This is a genomic window from Eikenella corrodens (genome assembly GCF_900187105.1).
GTDB classification, from domain to species: Bacteria; Pseudomonadota; Gammaproteobacteria; order Burkholderiales; family Neisseriaceae; genus Eikenella; species Eikenella corrodens.
The window spans coordinates 1572207-1589448 of record NZ_LT906482.1 but is presented as its reverse complement, the minus strand read 5'-3'; the positions used below and the strand labels follow the sequence as shown (position 1 = coordinate 1589448).

Annotated in this window: 15 protein-coding genes; 6 read left to right on the top strand and 9 right to left on the bottom strand. The window is 59.5% G+C overall.

The genetic code is table 11. From position 1 onward, the window contains the following. The first annotated feature begins 83 nt into the window (after window positions 1–83). The 3 genes from CKV94_RS08010 (at window position 84) to holA (ending at window position 2127) form a co-directional block, all read left to right on the top strand. Window positions 84–530 (top strand): RDD family protein, encoded by a 447-nt coding sequence (locus CKV94_RS08010; RefSeq protein ID WP_003824368.1) that lies wholly within the window; start codon window positions 84–86, stop codon window positions 528–530. A 113-nt stretch (window positions 531–643) separates the two neighbouring features. Next, window positions 644–1120, top strand: a complete 477-nt coding sequence (locus CKV94_RS08005; protein WP_003824367.1) for an LPS-assembly lipoprotein LptE — start codon at window positions 644–646, stop codon at window positions 1118–1120. Further along, window positions 1120–2127 carry a DNA polymerase III subunit delta gene (holA, locus tag CKV94_RS08000; protein WP_003824366.1) on the top strand — a complete coding sequence of 336 codons (1008 nt, stop codon included), beginning with the start codon at window positions 1120–1122 and terminating at the stop codon, window positions 2125–2127. Before CKV94_RS08005 ends, holA begins: the two co-directional genes overlap by 1 nt. A gap of 266 nt (window positions 2128–2393) precedes the next feature. Here holA and dnaE read toward each other — a convergent pair whose 3' ends face one another. The 3 genes from dnaE to CKV94_RS07985 form a co-directional block, all read right to left on the bottom strand. After that, window positions 2394–5825, bottom strand: coding sequence for a DNA polymerase III subunit alpha (gene dnaE, locus CKV94_RS07995; RefSeq protein ID WP_003824364.1), 3432 nt, complete (start codon window positions 5823–5825; stop codon window positions 2394–2396). A 166-nt stretch (window positions 5826–5991) separates the two neighbouring features. Continuing rightward, window positions 5992–8214, bottom strand: coding sequence for a DNA internalization-related competence protein ComEC/Rec2 (locus tag CKV94_RS07990; protein WP_223417308.1), 2223 nt, complete (start codon window positions 8212–8214; stop codon window positions 5992–5994). A 165-nt stretch (window positions 8215–8379) separates the two neighbouring features. Then, window positions 8380–8946, bottom strand: coding sequence for an L-threonylcarbamoyladenylate synthase (locus tag CKV94_RS07985; RefSeq protein WP_080543253.1), 567 nt, complete (start codon window positions 8944–8946; stop codon window positions 8380–8382). Window positions 8947–9319: 373 nt separating this feature from the next. Here CKV94_RS07985 and modA point away from each other — a divergent pair, with 373 nt between their 5' ends. The 3 genes from modA (at window position 9320) to CKV94_RS07970 (ending at window position 11694) form a co-directional block, all read left to right on the top strand. Next, window positions 9320–10078 (top strand): molybdate ABC transporter substrate-binding protein, encoded by a 759-nt coding sequence (modA, locus tag CKV94_RS07980; protein ID WP_003824359.1) that lies wholly within the window; start codon window positions 9320–9322, stop codon window positions 10076–10078. A gap of 258 nt (window positions 10079–10336) precedes the next feature. Next, window positions 10337–11008 (top strand): molybdate ABC transporter permease subunit, encoded by a 672-nt coding sequence (modB, locus tag CKV94_RS07975; protein WP_003824355.1) that lies wholly within the window; start codon window positions 10337–10339, stop codon window positions 11006–11008. Further along, on the top strand, window positions 11005–11694 hold the full coding sequence (locus CKV94_RS07970) for an ATP-binding cassette domain-containing protein (RefSeq protein WP_003824354.1): 690 nt from the start codon (window positions 11005–11007) through the stop codon (window positions 11692–11694). The genes modB and CKV94_RS07970 overlap by 4 nt, the downstream gene beginning before the upstream one ends. A gap of 74 nt (window positions 11695–11768) precedes the next feature. Here CKV94_RS07970 and CKV94_RS07965 read toward each other — a convergent pair whose 3' ends face one another. From CKV94_RS07965 to CKV94_RS07945, 6 genes are all read right to left on the bottom strand, one after another. Then, window positions 11769–12143 (bottom strand): hypothetical protein, encoded by a 375-nt coding sequence (locus CKV94_RS07965; protein WP_003824353.1) that lies wholly within the window; start codon window positions 12141–12143, stop codon window positions 11769–11771. Between the two features lie 80 nt (window positions 12144–12223). Beyond that, window positions 12224–12355, bottom strand: a complete 132-nt coding sequence (locus tag CKV94_RS11550) for a hypothetical protein (RefSeq protein WP_003824352.1) — start codon at window positions 12353–12355, stop codon at window positions 12224–12226. Window positions 12356–12397: 42 nt separating this feature from the next. Next, window positions 12398–13531: a glutamine-hydrolyzing carbamoyl-phosphate synthase small subunit gene (gene carA / locus CKV94_RS07960; protein WP_003824351.1), complete on the bottom strand. Its 1134-nt coding sequence runs from the start codon at window positions 13529–13531 to the stop codon at window positions 12398–12400. 518 nt (window positions 13532–14049) lie between these two features. Further along, the gene (locus CKV94_RS07955; RefSeq protein ID WP_003824348.1) at window positions 14050–15621 is read right to left on the bottom strand and encodes a TerC family protein; all 1572 of its coding nucleotides are present in this window, start codon (window positions 15619–15621) and stop codon (window positions 14050–14052) included. Between the two features lie 251 nt (window positions 15622–15872). After that, window positions 15873–16331, bottom strand: coding sequence for a threonine/serine exporter family protein (locus tag CKV94_RS07950; protein WP_003824346.1), 459 nt, complete (start codon window positions 16329–16331; stop codon window positions 15873–15875). Between the two features lie 3 nt (window positions 16332–16334). Further along, entirely contained in the window at window positions 16335–17141 is an 807-nt protein-coding gene (locus CKV94_RS07945) for a threonine/serine exporter family protein (RefSeq protein WP_003824345.1), read from the bottom strand. Window positions 17142–17242: the final 101 nt, after the last annotated feature.

Genomic DNA, 17242 nt, shown 5'->3' with positions numbered 1-17242 from the left:
ATTGAATCAAAAGAAGGATACTGCTGCGCTAGTTCTCCTTACCCCACTCTGACTTTAATCCACCATACATACACAACCACCTTATGAACCCAGAAGTCTGCTTAGAAAACGGCAAGGTATATCGGCTTGCCCCTGCTTGGAAACGAATCGCAGCCGCCGCCCTAAACTTCGGCCTAGCCTATGCCCTGCTGCAAGCCTTGCTGTATTGCTTCCCCGGCAACAACGATTTCCATTTGGTGCTGCTGCCGATGCTGGCTTATATGCTGCTACAAACCATATTGATGTCGCTGAAAGGGCAGTCGTTCGGCAAATGGCTGTTCCGCATCCGTGTGCTAGACAAAAACGGCAGCAATCCCGGCTTTCTCGGCACGGTATTGGCTCGGGAAGCGGCTTTTGTGTTGCTGCTGATTTTCTTCCGCTGGCCGGCCGGTTTTGCGTATCTCATTTGCCTGGCCATGCTGCTGATTCCCAAATTCGAACGGCGCACTCTGCAAGATCGGTTTATGGGCTCGGTGGTGGTATCGCTATAGCAAAGGCTACCTGAAAGCCCATGCTGCCGCTTTTCAGGTAGCCTCTCCCGTCCACAATCCGCTAGAATACGCCCCTAGCCGTCGCCTCTTGCGGCGCAAGCCAAGGAAACACCATGAAAAAATATCTGATGCTGCCCCTTTTGCTGTTGTTGGCCGCCTGCGGCTTCCGCCTGGCCGGTAGCGACCCCGCGCTCAACCCGCCCCTGCCCTACCAAACCTGGGCCGTACAAGGGCGCGAATTGCAGCAAAACATCGAAACCGAACTGCTGCGCCGCCATGCCAAGCTCGACAGCGCCTTTGCCGATGCCGTGGTCAAAGTAACCGATATCCAAACCAATAAAAACATCCAAACCCTCAACCTCTCCGGCACGGTAACCGAATACCAGCTGGAGCTCAAAGTATCCGCCCAAGCCTGGCGCGGCGAAAAAGCCCTGGGCGAGCCAATGATGATTACCGTATACCGCACGCTGGACTACAGCGACAGCGAAATCCTCGGTAAACAAGAAGAAGAAGCCCAACTCTGGGCCGATATGCGCGTGGACGCCGCCCGCCAGCTCGTGCGCCGCCTGGGCTACCTGAAAGCCGAATAATGGCCGCCATCAGCACCGAACGCCTGCTGCCGCAGCTCAAACAGCCCCTGCAAGCGCTGTATGTGCTGCATGGCGAAGAAGCCCTGCTGCGGATAGAAGCCTTAGATGCCATCCGTGCCGCCGCCAAAGAGCAGGGCTACCTGAACCGCGAAACCCACACCCCCGACACCGCCGCCGACTGGCAAGACCTCCTCGCCTCTGCCAACAGCATCGGCCTGTTTGCCGAACTCAAACTGCTCGAAATCCACCTGCCCGGCGGCAAGCCCGGCAAAGCCGGCGGCGAAGCCCTCGAACAACTGGCCGCCAACCTCCCGCCCGACACCGTAACCGTTATCCTCCTGCCCAAACTCGAACGCGCCCAAACCCAGGCCAAATGGTTTGCCGCCCTCAGCCGCAGCGGCACCGTGGTCGAAGCCAAAGCCGTTGATGCCCAGGCCCTGCCCGGCTGGATACGCGGCCGCCTCGCGCAGCATCATTTATCCATCGGCAACGAAGCGCTGGCCCTGTTTGCCGAGCGCGTGGAAGGCAACCTCTTGGCCGCCAAGCAGGAAATCGACAAACTCGCCCTGCTCTACCCCGCCGGTCACGAATTGGGCATTGCCGAAACCGAAGCCGCCGTGGCCGACGTAGCCCGTTTCGACGTATTCCAGCTTGCCGCCGCCTGGATGAGCGGCGAGCCCGCCCGCGTGGTGCGCCTGCTCGAAGGACTCGAAGCCGACGGCGAAGAGCCCGTGATGCTGCTGTGGATGCTGGCCGACGACATCCGCACCCTCATCCGCCTCACCGCCGCCCTCAAACAAGGGCAAACCGTCGCCCAAGTGCGCAACAGCCTGCGCCTGTGGGGCAGCAAACAACAGCTCGCCCCCCTGGCCGTGCGCCGCATCGCCACCCCGCGCCTCATCGCCGCCCTGCAAGAATGCGCCCGCATCGACCGCATCATCAAAGGCGCAGAAACCGGCGAAGCCTGGCCCGCCATCCGGCAGCTGCTGGTGAGTTTGGCTGGCTAATGGTGTTAATGCCATACGGGAATACTGGCAGCTAACCTGCCCAATATAACGATCGAGTGTGCACCCCTCCCCGATAAACATTTATTACCACCCAAATCACCACAGACTACCTGAAAACCTTCCTGCCTTGCTGCAGAAATTTTTCAGGTAGCCTGATTTCATCATGCCGGGTATCAGTGCCCAATCCATTGCTATTGGCACAATGCTTTTCAGGTAGCCTACTAAGGCTACCTGAAATCTCTCCGGCCGTCCTTTTCAGGTAGCCGCTACCAATTCACGCCCACCTGCCGCTCGCCCAAGAGCGACACCAGTTCTTCCAAAAGTTCGGTGGTCAAACATGGCTGCCAGCGGCTGTCGGGGATGAGCTCGCCGCTGGCTTGGCCGTTGGCGTAGTGCAGGCGCAGGGGGACGCGTTTGCCTTCGCCGCTTCGTTGCAACAGTTCGGCCAGGCAGGGAATGTTGTGGTGGGGGGCGAGGTGCAGGGTGAGGGCGCGGGCGTAGTGGCTGCGGGCTTCCTGCAGGGTATAAACACGGTTGGCGATGATGCGCAGGCCGTCTTCGCCGCCGTAGTCGTCGCGGCTGATGCGGCATTCGGCAATCAACACTTGGTCGGCTCGCGGGGTGTCGCGGCCGAGCTGCTCAAGCGTTTCGCCGCTAACCATCACTTCGGCTTTGCCGCCGGTGTCTTCCAGCGTGATGAAGGCGATTTTGCCGCGTTTACCCACCATGCTGCGGATGGCGGTGGCGAAGCCGGCCACGCGCACGTTGTCGTTGGGCTTAAGCTGGGAGAGGCGGGTGGGGGCGAATTGGCGCACTTCTTTTTCGGCCGGGCCGAAGGGGTGGCCGGAGAAATAAAAGCCGATGGCCTGTTTTTCTTCGGCCAGAAGTTCGGCTTCGCCCCAGGCTGGCACGTCGATCATCTCCAAGGGGGCAATCGCGTCTTCCACCATATCGAACAGGCCGCCTTGGTTGGCATTTTCTTCCTGCTGCTCGGCATTGCTCATGGCCAGGTCGATGTTGGCAAGCAGGCGGGCGCGGTTGGGCTCGATGCTGTCGAACGCGCCGCCGCGCACCAGGGCTTCGATGGTGCGGCGGTTGATGTGCTGGCGGCTCACGCGCTCGCAGAAGTCGAACAGGCTCTTGAATGCGCCGCCTTCTTCGCGTGCGGCCACAATGGCTTCTACCGCGGCTTCGCCGGTGCCCTTAATCGCGCCCAGGGCATAACGAATGCGGTGTTGGGCGTCGGGCTGGAAGTGGTAGCCGGAATGGTTGACATCGGGCGGCAGGAAGCGGATGCCGTTATCGCGGGCATCGTCATAAAACAGCTTGAGCTGGTCGGTGTTATCCAACTCGCTCGACATGGTGGCAGCCATGAATTCGGCCGGATAGTGGGCTTTGAGCCAGGCGGTTTGGTAGGCCACCAAGGCGTAGGCGGCGGCGTGGGATTTGTTGAAGCCGTAGCCGGCGAATTTTTCCATGTAGTCGAAGATTTCATCGGCTTTTTCGCGGGCAATGCCCTGCTTGGCCGCGCCTTCGGCAAAGATTTCGCGGTGTTTCGCCATTTCTTCTGGCTTTTTCTTGCCCATGGCGCGGCGCAATAAGTCTGCCCCGCCGAGCGAATAGCCGCCGATTACCTGCGCGGCCTGCATCACCTGCTCCTGATACACCATGATGCCGTAGGTGGGCTGCAACACGGGCTCGAGCAGCAGGTGCATATATTCAAAGCGCGCACCCTTCATGCGGGCAATGAAATCCGGAATCAGATCCATCGGGCCGGGGCGGTAGAGCGACACAAAGGCGATGATTTCTTCCAACTTGGTGGTATTGGCCTGCGCCAGCATCTTTTTCATGCCGGTGGATTCAAACTGGAACACCGCCGTGGTGTTGGCCTTGCGGAACACTTCGTAGGCTTGCTGGTCGGTGAGGTCGATGTGGTTCACATCGATGCGCTCGCCGGTGGTTTGCGCAATGAATTCCTGCGCCATTTCGATGATGGTGAGATTGCGCAGGCCGAGGAAGTCGAACTTCACCAACCCGATGTCTTCCACGTCGCCTTTGTCGTACATGGAAACGGGCGAGGCGGATTCGTCGGCCTGATACACCGGGCAGAAATCGGAAATCTTGCCCGGCGCAATCAATACGCCGCCGGCATGCATGCCCAGCCCGCGCGTGAGGTCTTCCAGCTTTTTGGCCAGCTCCATCAGCTCTTCGGCCTCTTCCTCTTCCAACACCTTGGCGATCTCCGGCTCGGCCTCCATCGCCTTTTCCAGGCTCAGCGGCTTGTTGGCTTCCAACGGAATCAGCTTGGAGAGCCGGTCGCACACGCCGAACGGCAGCTCCAGCACACGCCCCACGTCGCGGATCACCGCTTTAGACGACAAAGTGCCGAAGGTAACAATCTGGCTCACCGCCTCGAAGCCGTATTTTTGGCGCACATATTCAATCACGCGGCCGCGGTTGTTTTGGCAGAAGTCGATATCGAAGTCGGGCATCGACACGCGCTCGGGATTGAGGAAACGCTCAAACAGCAGCGCATAGCGCAGCGGGTCTAAATCGGTAATTTTTAAGGAATAAGCCACCAGCGAGCCCGCACCCGAGCCGCGCCCCGGCCCCACCGGGCAGCCGTTGTTTTTCGCCCAGTTGATGAAGTCGGCCACAATCAGGAAGTAGCCCGGGAAGCCCATCTGCACGATGGTGCCCAGCTCGAAATCCAGCCGCGCCTGGTATTCCGGCAGCTTTTGTTCGCGTTCCGCCTCATCCGGATAAAGCGCGGCCAGCCGTTCGCGCAGGCCTTGGTTGGATAAGTGGGCGAGATAGTCGTCCAAGCTCATGCCGTCGGGCGTGGGAAACTGCGGCAGGAAGTTTTTGCCCAGCGTGAGCGTGAGGTTGCAGCGCTTGGCGATTTCCACCGTGTTTTGCAATGCCTCGGGCAAATCGGCAAAACGGGCGGCCACCTCTTCCGGCGAAGCAAAATACTGGCCGGCCACAAAATCGCGCGGGCGGCGTTTATCGGCCAGCACCCAGCCGCCGGCAATGCACACGCGCGCATCGTGCGCCTTGAAATCGTCGGGGTTTAAAAACTGCGCCGGATGGGTGGCCACCACGGGCAAGCCCAGCTCTGCCGCCAATTTGAGGCTACCTGAAACCGAAGTTTCCCATTCCGGTTTTTCAGGTAGCCTTTGCAGTTCCAAATAAAAAGCATCGGGAAACCATTGCGCGTATTTCTGCGCGGCGGCGCAGGCGGCGCTGTCATGGCCGTTCATCAGCTGGCGGCCCACTTCGCCCAAATGCGCGCCGGACAGGCAGATCAGCCCTTCGTTGCCGCCTTCGGCCAGCCATTGCGGCTCCAGCTCGGCGTGGGCAACATTGCGATCCGTGCCCACATAAGCGCGGGTGAGCAGCTCGCACAGGCGGCGGTAGCCCGCTTCGTTGCGCACCAAGAGCATGGCGCGGAAAGGCTGCTCGGGGTTTTCCGGATTCGCCACCCACACATCCGCCCCCACCACCGGCTTGATGCCCGCGCCGCGGCAGGCTTTATAGAATTTCACCAGGCCGAACGTGTTCATCAAATCGCTGATGCCCAGCGCGGGTAGGCCGAAAGCGGAGGCCTTCTTCACCAGCTCTTTGATGCGCAAAGTGCCGTCGGTGATGGAAAATTCGGTGTGTTGGCGCAGGGGGATATAAACAGGGGCGGTCATATTTCGGGCTTGCGGAGGGGTTGGGCTACGCGCTTTCAGGTAGCCTGATTGGAAACAGGAAGGGCGCACATTGTACCGCAAACGGCTGCTGAACGCGGGCGAGTGATGAAGTAGCGGCAAGATTTTCAGGTAGCCTCTCAATCCACCAACAGGCTACCTGAAACCCTCATTCCTCAAACGGCTTGCGCTGCCAAAACCTCCTGCCCAAGCACTGCGGCTGCATTGCCCCGCCCTGCCCCAGCACGAAATCCAGCTGCCCGCTGCGGGCGGTGGTGTAGAGCCGGATGCGGTGGGCGGAGAGGCGGTGCCGCACAATGGCGGCGGGGTGGCCGTAGGGGTTGGCAAAACCGTTGGCCGCCACCGCTGCTTCAGGCGCCACGGTATTCAGATAGGCCGAATCAGATGAAGAGCGGCTGCCGTGGTGCCCCAGCACCAATAATTGGCTGTGCAGCGAATCGCCATATGTGCCCACCAGCCAGCGCTCGCCCGCGATGCCCAAATCGCCGCCCGCCAGCACGGCCTGCCCGTTGGCCAACACGCGCAACACGCAGCTTTGTTCGTTGTCATCGGCTTCGGGGTTTCGCGGCGGGGTGAGGAATTCAAAATACACGCCGTCCCATTCCCACGTGGTGCCGCCGGCGCACCATTCGGCTGCGCCGGCATAGGCTTCCGGCTGGCCGGCATACAGTTTGTGCGGCGCAAAGGCTGCCTGAACGGCGGGGAAGCCACCGTCGTGGTCGGCATCGTGATGCGAGAGCACCAGCACATCGGGCGGCGGCAGCCCCTGCGCCAGCAGGTTGGGCACCAGCTGCGTCTGTGCCGCCCCTGCCGTGCCGGTGTCGAACAGCAGCCAATGGTTTTGCGTGCGCACCTGCAAGGCAAGCCCCTGCCCTACGTCCACAATCCGCACCGCCGCCGTGCCGTGCTCCGGCGCGGGCGTGCGATACAGGCAGGATGCCGCCAACACCAGCGCCGCCCAAGGCCGCAATCCCAGGCCGCGCGGTAATAGCCACACCGCCAGCGCGGCCAACACGGCCAGCCAAAACAGCGGCGGCAAATGCGCCAGTGCGCCGGTGGGCACGATGCCGCCCGCCCACACCACCGCGCCCATGGTGTATTCGCTGATGGCAGCCGCCATTTTCAGGTAGCCTTCAAACGGCAGCAGCACCGCCAGCAAAGCTAGCGGCACCAACACCCAGGAAAACCACGGAATCAGCAGCGCATTGGCCAAAGGCGCGGCCAGCGGCACGGTGCCGAATACCTGCCCGGCCTGCCAAAACCCCAACAGCGTGGCCGCATATTGGGCACGCAGCGCGATGCGCCATTTGCCGGAATGCTTGGCCGTACGCAGCCAGCCGCCTTCTAGTGCATCGTCATCCGGCATGGCCTCCAGCCGCCCTTGTGCCACCCAAATCAGCGCCGCCACCGCGCCGAAGGAAAACCAAAAGCCCACGCCCAAAGCCGAGAGCGGGTCGAACAGCAGCACCACGGCCAAAGCCTGCCACCAAGCCCGCCACGGCGCAGGGCTGCCGCGCCGATACCATTGCCAGGCAAACACCGCCAGCATCAGCAAACTGCGCTGAATCGGCACGCCGAAGCCGGCCAAGGCCGAATAAAACAAAGCCGCTGCCAAGCCCGCCGCCAAATACCAGCGTCGCGGCTCGGCCATCGGCAGGCGCAGCAGAAAAAGCCGCGCCAAATACGCTGCCGCCAGCGCCACCATACCGATGTGCAGCCCCGACACGCTAATCAGATGATTGATGCCCAACACCCGAAACGCCTGCCAATGCTCATCCGCCAGCCCGCCGTATCCGCCGCCGCCCAAAGCCCGCATCAGCGCTGCCCCGTTCGGGTAGCTTTCCGCCGCCTGCTGCCAAGCCTGCTGCCGCTCGTAGCGCCAGTTTTGCCAACGCGATTGCCAGCCCGTGTCCGGCGGCAGTTCCACCCGCTCGCGGGCAGCCGAAGCTATGCCGTCGATATGCTGGCTCAACGCCCAAGCCTCGCGGTCGAAGCCGTTTTCATTGCGCTCGCCCACCGTAGGCCGCACCCGAACCGTCATCCGCCAGCGGCTGCCCGGCCGCCACTCGCGCAAATACCGGTCGGTCACCAGCAGCCGAAACCGCGCCCCCGCTTCCGTTTGTGCCCAAGCCTCAAACCGCACCGACTGCGCCGATGCCTCCGCCACCGAGGCTACCTGAAAATCCAGCCGCACCCGTTGAAACTCCGGTTCCGCCGGCCACTGCTGCGATAGCGCCAACTGCACCCGCCACACGCCGTAAAGCAGCCCGCACAGCAGCCACCACGCCCCACGGGCGCGCCGGAAGCAGCCAATCAGGGCGAGCAGCAGCGCCGAAGCTGAGGCAACGGCAACAAAATGTGCTGCCGGCAACAAAAAAGCCAGCAGCACACCCGTCACCCAACAGCACAACCCGCCCAAACGCATAGCTACCTCATTGTTTATTATTTTTAATCAACTATAGATTGCCTTATAGCAAACCGCTGCCGAATTGGCAAAGAAGGATAAAGGCTACCTGAAACAACTTTCAGGTAGCCTCTAGCGCAAATACACCCCGCTCTGCGCATCCACAATCCGGCTCGGCCGCTTCGATCCGCCGCAGCGGCCGTTAACCACATACACATCCCTTCCAAAGCAGCGCCGCACCTCGCGCTGATGCCGCAAAGCCCGCCGTCCGCTGCGGTTGCACGAAGTGGACACCAGCGGCGTGCCCAACAGCGCACACAAGCGGCGGGCCCCATCATGTGCCGGCACGCGCACCGCCAGTTTTTCCCGCCCGCGCCCGCGCAACAGCGCCGGCACGCTATCGGCTGCCGCAAATAAAAACGTGACCGCCGCCGGCCAAGTACTTTGCGCCAGCCGGCGTTGGTTTTCAGGTAGCCTTTGCAGCAACGGCTCAAGCTGCTTCAAATCATTGCCGATAACAATCAATCCTTTATGCTGTGGCCGCTTTTTCAGCTGCATCAGCCGGCGCAAGACACGGCGATGCGTGGGCAGGCAGCCCAAGCCGTAGCTGGATTCCGTAGGATAGGCCACCAAGCCGCCACGGCGCAGGTGCGCGCGCAACCCTCGGGCGGCAGCAGCGGAAAGGATTCGTGGGAACATGATTCTTGCGGGATGCTTATGCGGGATGAAAAGCGGTATTGTAATCTGAAACCGGCAGGCTGTTTACCGTGTTGCTATCCTGTTTGGGTTTCGCAGCAGCTCGTCTTCCTGCAAAGACCTCGTTTTAGCTCCGCAGAAACGCGCCCTCCTCCGGAAATCTCGTTTTCGCTGTATCGACTTTCAGGTAGCCCGCCGTTTGCACTCTTCCGCACCCGCTTGCCCCTGACCAATTTCCTTTACTTGCCCGCTAATAGTTCTTTCGGCATAAACCGAAAGAACTATTGCCCGCTAAGCAGCCGTTGCTAGAATTTCGCGCGCTTCAGGTAGCCCTTATGCTTGGGCTGCTATTTACACCACCTAAAAGAGAAAACAAATGCGCCGTTTCAGCCAAACTGCCCTCATGCTAGCCCTAGCCTGTGCCGCCCTGTCGGCCTCAGCCAAAGAAATTACCGTTTCCGCCGCCGCCAGCCTGAAAGAAGCGTTCCAGGAAATCAACACTGCCTATAGCCGTGCCCACCCCGACACGCAAATCCGTTTGAACACCGCCGCTTCCGGCGTGTTGCTGCAACAGCTGGTGCAGGGTGCGCCGGTGGATGTGCTGGCCACTGCCGACCAAGAAACCATGGATAAGGCTGCCGAAGCCAAGGTAATCGCTCCCGCCAGCCGCCGCACTTTCGCCATGAACGACTTGGTGCTGATTCAGCCGCAAAACGCCGCCGTGCGCGTGAACACCCTGCAAGATTTGAGCAAACCGCAGGTGCAGCGTGTGGCCGTGGGCAACCCCGCCAGCGTGCCGGCCGGCCGCTACACTAAAGCCGCACTGGAAAAAGCCGGCCTGTGGCAAGCGGTGGAAGGCAAAATGATTTCCACCCAAAACGTGCGCCAGGCGCTGGATTATGTGTCGCGCGGTGAAGTGGATGCGGGCTTTGTATACCGCACCGATGCCATGCTGATCCGCGACCGAGTGCGCATCGTACGCGCCGTACCGCTGGAAAAACCGGTGTCCTACGCGATTGCCGTGACCGCTTCCAGCAAAGATGCCGCCGAAGCCGCTCGCTACTTAGACTTCATCCGCTCGCGCGAAGGCAACCGCATTTTGCAGAAATACGGCTTCAACCCGGCTAGACGCTAAACCGAAATTGTAGGAAAAGAGGCTACCTGAAAAGTAGAATAACGCTTTCAGGTAGCCTTTGGCATAGCAGCAGGCAGGTATAAAATCTGCTCCTGCCAAGTTTCAGGTAGCCTCTGATGGTTGCAAAACCTACGCTGCCAGCTAAAAATTGGCAGGCTGCCTAAACCCAATTTGCAATGGCTCACAAACCATATTGTGCAGTCTCAAGCCATCTCTCCATTCCACCACCAATTATTACGCTATTTCAAAGGAATCTGTGTGTTTCAAGACGTATTGCCCGCACTGCTGCTCTCGCTGAAAGTCTCTTTTTGGGCGAGCGGGCTGAACCTCGTGCTGGGCGTGGCCGTGGGCTGGCTGCTGGCGCGCTGCCGCTTTCCCGGGCGCAACCTGCTAGATGTGGTGCTCACGCTGCCAATGGTGATGCCGCCCACCGTGATGGGCTACTACCTGTTGGTGCTGTTCGGGCGCAACGGCGTGCTCGGGCAGCTATTGCAGGAATATTTCGGCATCAGCCTGATTTTCACCTGGCAGGGCGCGGTGTTGGCAGCAACGGCGGTTACCTTCCCGCTGGTGTGCAAGCCGGCGCGGGCGGCGTTTGAAGAAGTCAACCCGCAGCTGGAGCAGGCAGCGCGGGTGCTCGGCTTGGGCGAATGGGCGGTGTTTTTGCGGGTTACGCTGCCTTTGGCCTGGCGCGGTATTTTGGCCGGCCTGCTTCTGGCCTTTGCCCGCGCGTTAGGTGAATTCGGCGCCACGCTGATGATTGCCGGCAGCATCCCCAACCAAACGCAAACCCTCTCCATCGCGGTATATGAAGCCGTGCAGGCCGGCGACGACGCGCTGGCCACCAAGTTGGTAATCCTGATTTCGGCGGTGTGTGTGGCCGTGTTGTGGAGCGTGAACCATCTGGCCAAAGCAAAGGATAAAGCATGAGCGGCACACCGGTTTTCGATTTCGCCTTCCATACGCGCCTTGTCGGCGGCGGGCAGACTTTTGAACTGAATTGCCGCTGTCAAAGCCAAGCTAAACGGCTGGCCATCGTGGGCGAATCCGGCTCGGGCAAAAGCCTCACTTTGCAGCTGCTGGCCGGGCTATTGCACCCGCAGGCCGGGCATGTGCGCATTGGCGGCACATGCTACGGCGACACCGACAAGCGGCTGTGGCTGCCGCCGCAACAGCGGCAGGCCGGGCTGCTGTTTCAGGATTACGCCCTGTTCCCGCACCTTACGGTGGCGCAAAATATCGCCTTCGGCCTGCGCCACGGCTGGCGCACCCCGCCGCAAAAGCAAGCCGTGCGGCTGGCCGAATTTTGGCTGGACAAAATGCAGCTCACTGCCCTGGCCGCACACTATCCGTACCAAATCTCCGGCGGCCAGCGCCAGCGCACCGCCCTCGCCCGTGCCTGCATCGCCAGCCCGCGCTGGCTGCTCCTGGACGAACCCTTTTCCGCCCTCGACATCGGCCTGCGCAACCGCATGCGGCAATGGCTGCTGGATTTGCAGCAGGAGCTAGATATCCCCATGCTGCTCATCACCCACGATCCGGAAGATAGCGAAATCCTCGCGCAGGAAGTGGCGCATATGTCGGCCGGCCGGCTGGCATACGGCGTGTCCGGCTAAACGCTGTGCTAATGGTTATAAAAAGGCTACCTGAAAACCGAAAAATGGTTTCAGGTAGCCTTTTCGCCATTTATTCATTCCACAAAAGGCCGTAGCCCCAAACTATCAATAATTTGATCAGACAGATTTTGCACCTCGCGACCGCCTTCGCTGATCTGCGGTTCTTTCTGCCGGAGGGCGCGTTCGGTTTGGCGGGCACCGGCAAAAGCAGGCTGATGCAGGCAGGGTTCGATGCTAAAACGTTGCATTTCAGCCTGATTGGTGGGGAAGGCACAGTGGCGGCCGGCAATATTGCGGCTGCCTGTGGCTAGGGTTTCATAAATGCCTTGAGTGGCAGAATCCACCATATCTGCTCCCATTTGGCTGATGCTTTTCAAATTAACGGGCTCGTCTTTGGCGAAAACCGGGCTGCTGATGAGCAGGCAGAGGATGAGCATGCTGTATTTCATGTTTGTTTTCTGGTGTGTGTTGCAGAAAAAACAGCCTGATGTGATTTACATTTCAGGCTGCTTTCGCTCTCGCGCGGGGATTAGCGGTGCTGCTTTTGATAATCCTCGTTCCACGCCTGAACGGCAGTGTTGGCATCGCGCGCGGCAGAGTGCAGGGTGTTGCAGGCAGACAAAGTACCCAGCAAAACAGCGCATAAAACGATTCTTTTCATCTGGATTTTTCCTTTTAATTGATTGATATGTGTGCTTGATGATTAAGCTTGTTTGGCGGCTTGCATATTTTGGATAAACCGGTCAAACAGATAACCGACATCTTGCGGGCCGGGGCTGGCTTCGGGGTGGCCTTGGAAGCAGAACACGGGTTTGTCGGTCAGCTCGATGCCTTGCAAGGTGTTGTCGAACAAGGATTTGTGGGTAATCCTTGCGTTGGCGGGCAGGGTGTCGGCATCGACGGCGAAGCCGTGGTTTTGGCTGGTGATGACGACTTTGCCGCTATCCAAATCTTGCACGGGGTGGTTTGCGCCGTGGTGGCTGAAGTGCATTTTCAGGGTTTTTGCGCCGATGGCTAGGCTGATGAGCTGGTGTCCCAAGCAGATGCCGAAGATGGGTTTGCCGCTTGCCATCAGTTTTTGCACGGCTTCGATGGCGTAGGTACAAGGCTCGGGGTCGCCGGGGCCGTTGGAGAGGAATACGCCGTCGGGGTTGAGTGCCAACACGTCTTCCGCGCTGGTTTGGGCGGGGACGACGGTCAGGCGGCAGCCGCGTGCGGCGAGCATACGCAAGATGTTGGTTTTTACGCCGAAATCGTAGGCAACAACGTGGAACGGTTGTTCGGCAGGAGTAACGAAACCTTTGCCCAACGCCCATTCGCCTTCGGTCCATTCGTAGGCTTCTGTGCAGGAAACTTCTTTTGCCAAGTCTTTGCCGACCATGCTGCCGAACGCGGCGATGAGTTCTCGCGCTTTTTCAACCGCGGCGTCCGCGCCAGTCAGAATCGCGCCGCCTTGTGCGCCTTTTTCACGCAGCAGCGTGGTCAGGCGGCGGGTGTCGATGTCGGCGATGGCGACGGTTTTGTTGCGCACCAGATAGTCATGCAGGCTTTCGGAGGCGCGGAAGTTGCTGTGCAGCAGCGGCAGGTCGCGGATAATCAAGCCTGCGGCATAAACGCTGCGGCTTTCTTCGTCTTCGGCGTTGGTGCCGGTATTGCCGATGTGGGGGTAGGTGAGGGTAACGATTTGTTTGCAGTAGGACGGGTCGGTCAGGATTTCCTGATAGCCGGTCATGGAAGTGTTGAACACGACTTCGCCGGAAGTCGAACCTTCGTAACCGATTGATGTGCCGTGAAATACGCTGCCGTCAGCGAGAACGAGAAGGGCGGGAGTGGTCATGATTGGTGTCCGGATGCGGGGGATAAAAAAACACGTTTCGCGGCTTTCTAAGCGGGGCAAAACGTGCTTCGGCGCGGGCGGTGCTGCCTGCCGGAAGCACGTTATTTTAATGGACAACGGGAGGTCGGGGCAAGTTTGAACCGGGCGGTTTCAGGTAGCCTGAACGTTGGCGCAGGCGGCTTATATCCGGCCGCTGCCCTACCGAAGGCTACCTGAAAATTGAGGAAGGCAGACAAAACAAAAGGCTGGCACATCCACACCAACCCATCTCTTTGAGGCTATCTGAAAACATAACCTAAACGAAATTCAAACGAGGGCTTTGCCGGGAAACCGGTTGCTGCAGAACCCAAACAAGGCCGCCGTATAGTGAATTAACAAAAACCAGTACAGCGTTGGCTCTCCTTACCGTAACGTGTGTACTGTCTGCGGCTCGCCGCCTTGTCCTGATTTTTATTAATCCACTATATTTTTCAGGTAGCCTTTGAGTATGATTGCAAAGGCTACCTGAAAGCCTGCGCTTATTCCGGCAGGCGGCTGATGCGGATTTGTTCGATGCGCTGGCCGGCTTTGGCGGCCACGGTGAAACGCCAGCCGTGGTAGTCGAGAATATCGCCCACTTCGGGCAGGGTTTTCAGCTCTTCAATCATCAGGCCGGCCACGGTGTGGTAGTCGGCATCTTCTTCGGGCGGCGGCAGACCGAGCTGGGGGGCAAGTTCGGCGTATTCGTGGCTGCCGTCCACCAGCAGGCTGTCGCTGCTGTCGGTGCTGTGTTCGCCAGGCTGGGCGTTGGGCTCTTTGCGCTCGTAGGCTTCGGGGAATTCGCCGGCAATGGCGGAAAGCAAGTCTTTGGTGGTAACCATACCCTGCACGGCGCCGAATTCGTCCACCACGAGGGCGTAGTCGGCGCCGCTTTGGCGGAACTGCTCGATGGCAGAAAGAGTGTTGGTGCTGTCGGGTAGGATGAGCGGCTGGCACAGGGCGGCTTGGATATCCGGCTCTTGCCCGGCCAGAAGCTGGTTGAGCAGGTCTTTTTTGTTGATGTAGCCCAAAGGCTCGTCGGCACCGGCCTTGCCCACCACGAGGAGGCGGGAATATGGGGTGTTTTGCAGCTGGGCGTATTGCTGCTCGCGGCTTTGGGAAATATCGAGCCGTTCAATGTCGCGGCGGGGCACCATGATGCCGGGCAGGGGGCGCTCGGCCAGGGTAAGCACGCTGCGGATCATGGATTTTTCGTTTTCTTCAAAGTGGCCGGCATCGTGGCTTTCTTCGCCGGCTTTGGCCAGCATGGTTTCGCGGATGCCCATCATACCGAGCACATTCTCGGCGGTACGGCGGCGCCAAGAGCGGCTGCCGTAGGCATTTTTGTCGGTGTTGCGCTGGGAGATTTGGTTGAACACTTCAATCAGCACCGAGAAGCCGATGGCGGCATACAGGTAGCCTTTGGGGATGACTACGTGGAAGGCTTCGGCAATCAGGCTGAAGCCGATCATCAAGAGGAAGCCGAGGCAGAGCATCACCACGGTGGGATGGCGGTTGACAAATTCGGTGAGTGGTTTGCTCGCCCAAATCATCATGGCCATCGCCACAATCACCGCTGCCATAGCGATTTGGATGTGCTGCACCACGGCTACGGCGGTCACCACGGCATCGATGGAAAACACAGCATCGAGCACGAGAATCTGCAACACCACGCCCCAAAACGGCGCATGTTGTTTGCGATGGTCGGTATCGGAAACGGCATAGTGGTTGGCGCCTTCCAGCCGTTCGTGCAGCTCGGTGGTGGCCTTATACAGCAGGAACAGGCCGCCCACAAACATGATGATGTCTTTACCGGCCACTTCCAGCCGCCCCAGGGCAAACAGCGGGGTGGTAAGCTGCATGATACGGCCCATAAAGGCGAGCATGAGCAGCCGGATGAGCACGGCCAAAGTCAGGCCGGTGATGCGGGCGCGGTCGCGCTGGGCAGGGCGCACTTTGCCGGCCAAAATGGCCACGAACACCAAGTTGTCGATGCCGAGCACAACTTCGAGAATAATCAGCGTAGCGAAGCCCAGCCAGGTTACCGGGTCGGCCAGCCAAGAGAAATCCATGAATTCGAATCCTTGATTGCAAGTAATAACAACAATCAAAGGCTACCTGAAAACGCTATGAGCAGCTTTCAGGTAGCCTTTAAATACATGCCGTGCACACACTTATCCGCCGAGGCAGGCTCGGGCTCTGGAGAGGCGGGGGAATCAGTGTGCATATCGGCTTGGGAAGAATAATGAGGCGGTAAGTTTAGCAGATTGCAGCGGCTTGCTGAAGAATTATGGCTTCAGTCACGCACAAAACGGTATGGCTGCTACACCACCGGCCGCTGGCGGTAAAACAGCAGCCCAGGCAGCGCCAACCCGAAGGCCAGTGCGCCGATAACGAAGCCGGATTTCACAAAATAATCCACCGCCTGCCCCAAAAGCTGCTCGGAGAAGCCCTTATGGTTCATTTGCACCAGCGCAATCATCGCTTTATAAACATACACGCCCGGAATCATCGGAATGATGGCGGCCACGGTAAACACTTTCGGGTGCGCCCGGTAGCGTTGCGACAAATACACGCCGATAAAGCCCACCAGCGAAGCCGCACACAGCGTGGCCAGGCCTTGCGACAGGCCGAACTGCATCATGAGCGTGCGCGAACCATGTCCCAACGCGCCCAGATAAGCGCAGTATTTCAACGCATTGCGCGGCACATTAAACAAAATCGCAAAGCCCACGGCGGGGATGGCGGCAAAAAACATATCATCTAGCAAATTCAGCAGCATGGTTTAATCCCAAGCGGAAACATTCAACAGGCTCAAGGCCAACACGATGCCCAAACAGGTGCTGAAGGTGAGCAGCGTGGCCACTGCCCAACGGCTCATGCCCATGTTCACATGGCCTTTGAGCATATCGGCCAGCGAGTTAATCAGCGGTACCCCCGGCACCAAGAGCAACACGCTGGCTGCCGTAGCGATTTCCGGGTGTGCGCCCCAGCCGAACTTCAGCGCCGTGCCCGACACCATCGAAGCCACAAACGCGGTTACCGCAAACACCACCGCCGGATTGTAGTGCCGTGCCGACAGCGACTGGCGCACCCACATGCCGCAGGCCGAAGCGATAAACGTGATGAAGCAAATCAGCGGGTCGCCGCCCGAAAGGTGGGCAAAGCTCGCGCAAGAGAGCCCCACCATAAACACCACAAAATAGCGGTTGTATTTTTCCGGCTTCACAGCATCCAACCGCTCGCGCACTTCCTGCACGCTATACAGCCCGTCTTCCGCATCCAGCACGATATGCTGCACCGCCGTGATCACCGACATATTGATCCCCTTGTCGAAATTCTTGCGCGTGGTGGTGATGCACTGGTTGCCGCGGCGCGTGGTGATTACAATCGCATTCGGCGTGAGCGCACACTCCACGCTGTCCATACCCAGCGCACGACCCAGCCGCACGGCGATTTGGTCGATCAGCGTGCTTTCCGCGCCATATTGCAACAGCAACAGCGCGGCATGGATACACAGGCGGGTAATTTCCTGCTGCTGTGCGTAATCATCGGAAACGAAGGGTGGGGAGATGGGGGGGGGAGTCGTCATCTGAATAAACCGGTTGGCGAAAACGGAAGGAGACGGCTTGCGGAAAACGGCTGGAAATGCTGCGGGCAGCAAGCCATTTGCTTGGATTGATGATGAATGCA

Excerpts from the sequence above, each read along its gene's own strand:
- CKV94_RS08010 (WP_003824368.1), top strand. The coding sequence starts at position 84 with ATGAACCCAGAAGTCTGCTTAGAAAACGGCAAGGTATATCGGCTTGCC.
- CKV94_RS08005 (WP_003824367.1), top strand. The coding sequence starts at position 644 with ATGAAAAAATATCTGATGCTGCCCCTTTTGCTGTTGTTGGCCGCCTGC.
- holA (WP_003824366.1), top strand. The coding sequence starts at position 1,120 with ATGGCCGCCATCAGCACCGAACGCCTGCTGCCGCAGCTCAAACAGCCC.
- dnaE (WP_003824364.1), bottom strand. The coding sequence starts at position 5,825 with ATGACCGCCCCTGTTTATATCCCCCTGCGCCAACACACCGAATTTTCC.
- CKV94_RS07985 (WP_080543253.1), bottom strand. The coding sequence starts at position 8,946 with ATGTTCCCACGAATCCTTTCCGCTGCTGCCGCCCGAGGGTTGCGCGCG.
- modA (WP_003824359.1), top strand. The coding sequence starts at position 9,320 with ATGCGCCGTTTCAGCCAAACTGCCCTCATGCTAGCCCTAGCCTGTGCC.
- CKV94_RS07970 (WP_003824354.1), top strand. The coding sequence starts at position 11,005 with ATGAGCGGCACACCGGTTTTCGATTTCGCCTTCCATACGCGCCTTGTC.
- CKV94_RS07965 (WP_003824353.1), bottom strand. The coding sequence starts at position 12,143 with ATGAAATACAGCATGCTCATCCTCTGCCTGCTCATCAGCAGCCCGGTT.
- CKV94_RS11550 (WP_003824352.1), bottom strand. The coding sequence starts at position 12,355 with ATGAAAAGAATCGTTTTATGCGCTGTTTTGCTGGGTACTTTGTCTGCC.
- carA (WP_003824351.1), bottom strand. The coding sequence starts at position 13,531 with ATGACCACTCCCGCCCTTCTCGTTCTCGCTGACGGCAGCGTATTTCAC.
- CKV94_RS07955 (WP_003824348.1), bottom strand. The coding sequence starts at position 15,621 with ATGGATTTCTCTTGGCTGGCCGACCCGGTAACCTGGCTGGGCTTCGCT.
- CKV94_RS07950 (WP_003824346.1), bottom strand. The coding sequence starts at position 16,331 with ATGCTGCTGAATTTGCTAGATGATATGTTTTTTGCCGCCATCCCCGCC.
- CKV94_RS07945 (WP_003824345.1), bottom strand. The coding sequence starts at position 17,141 with ATGACGACTCCCCCCCCCATCTCCCCACCCTTCGTTTCCGATGATTAC.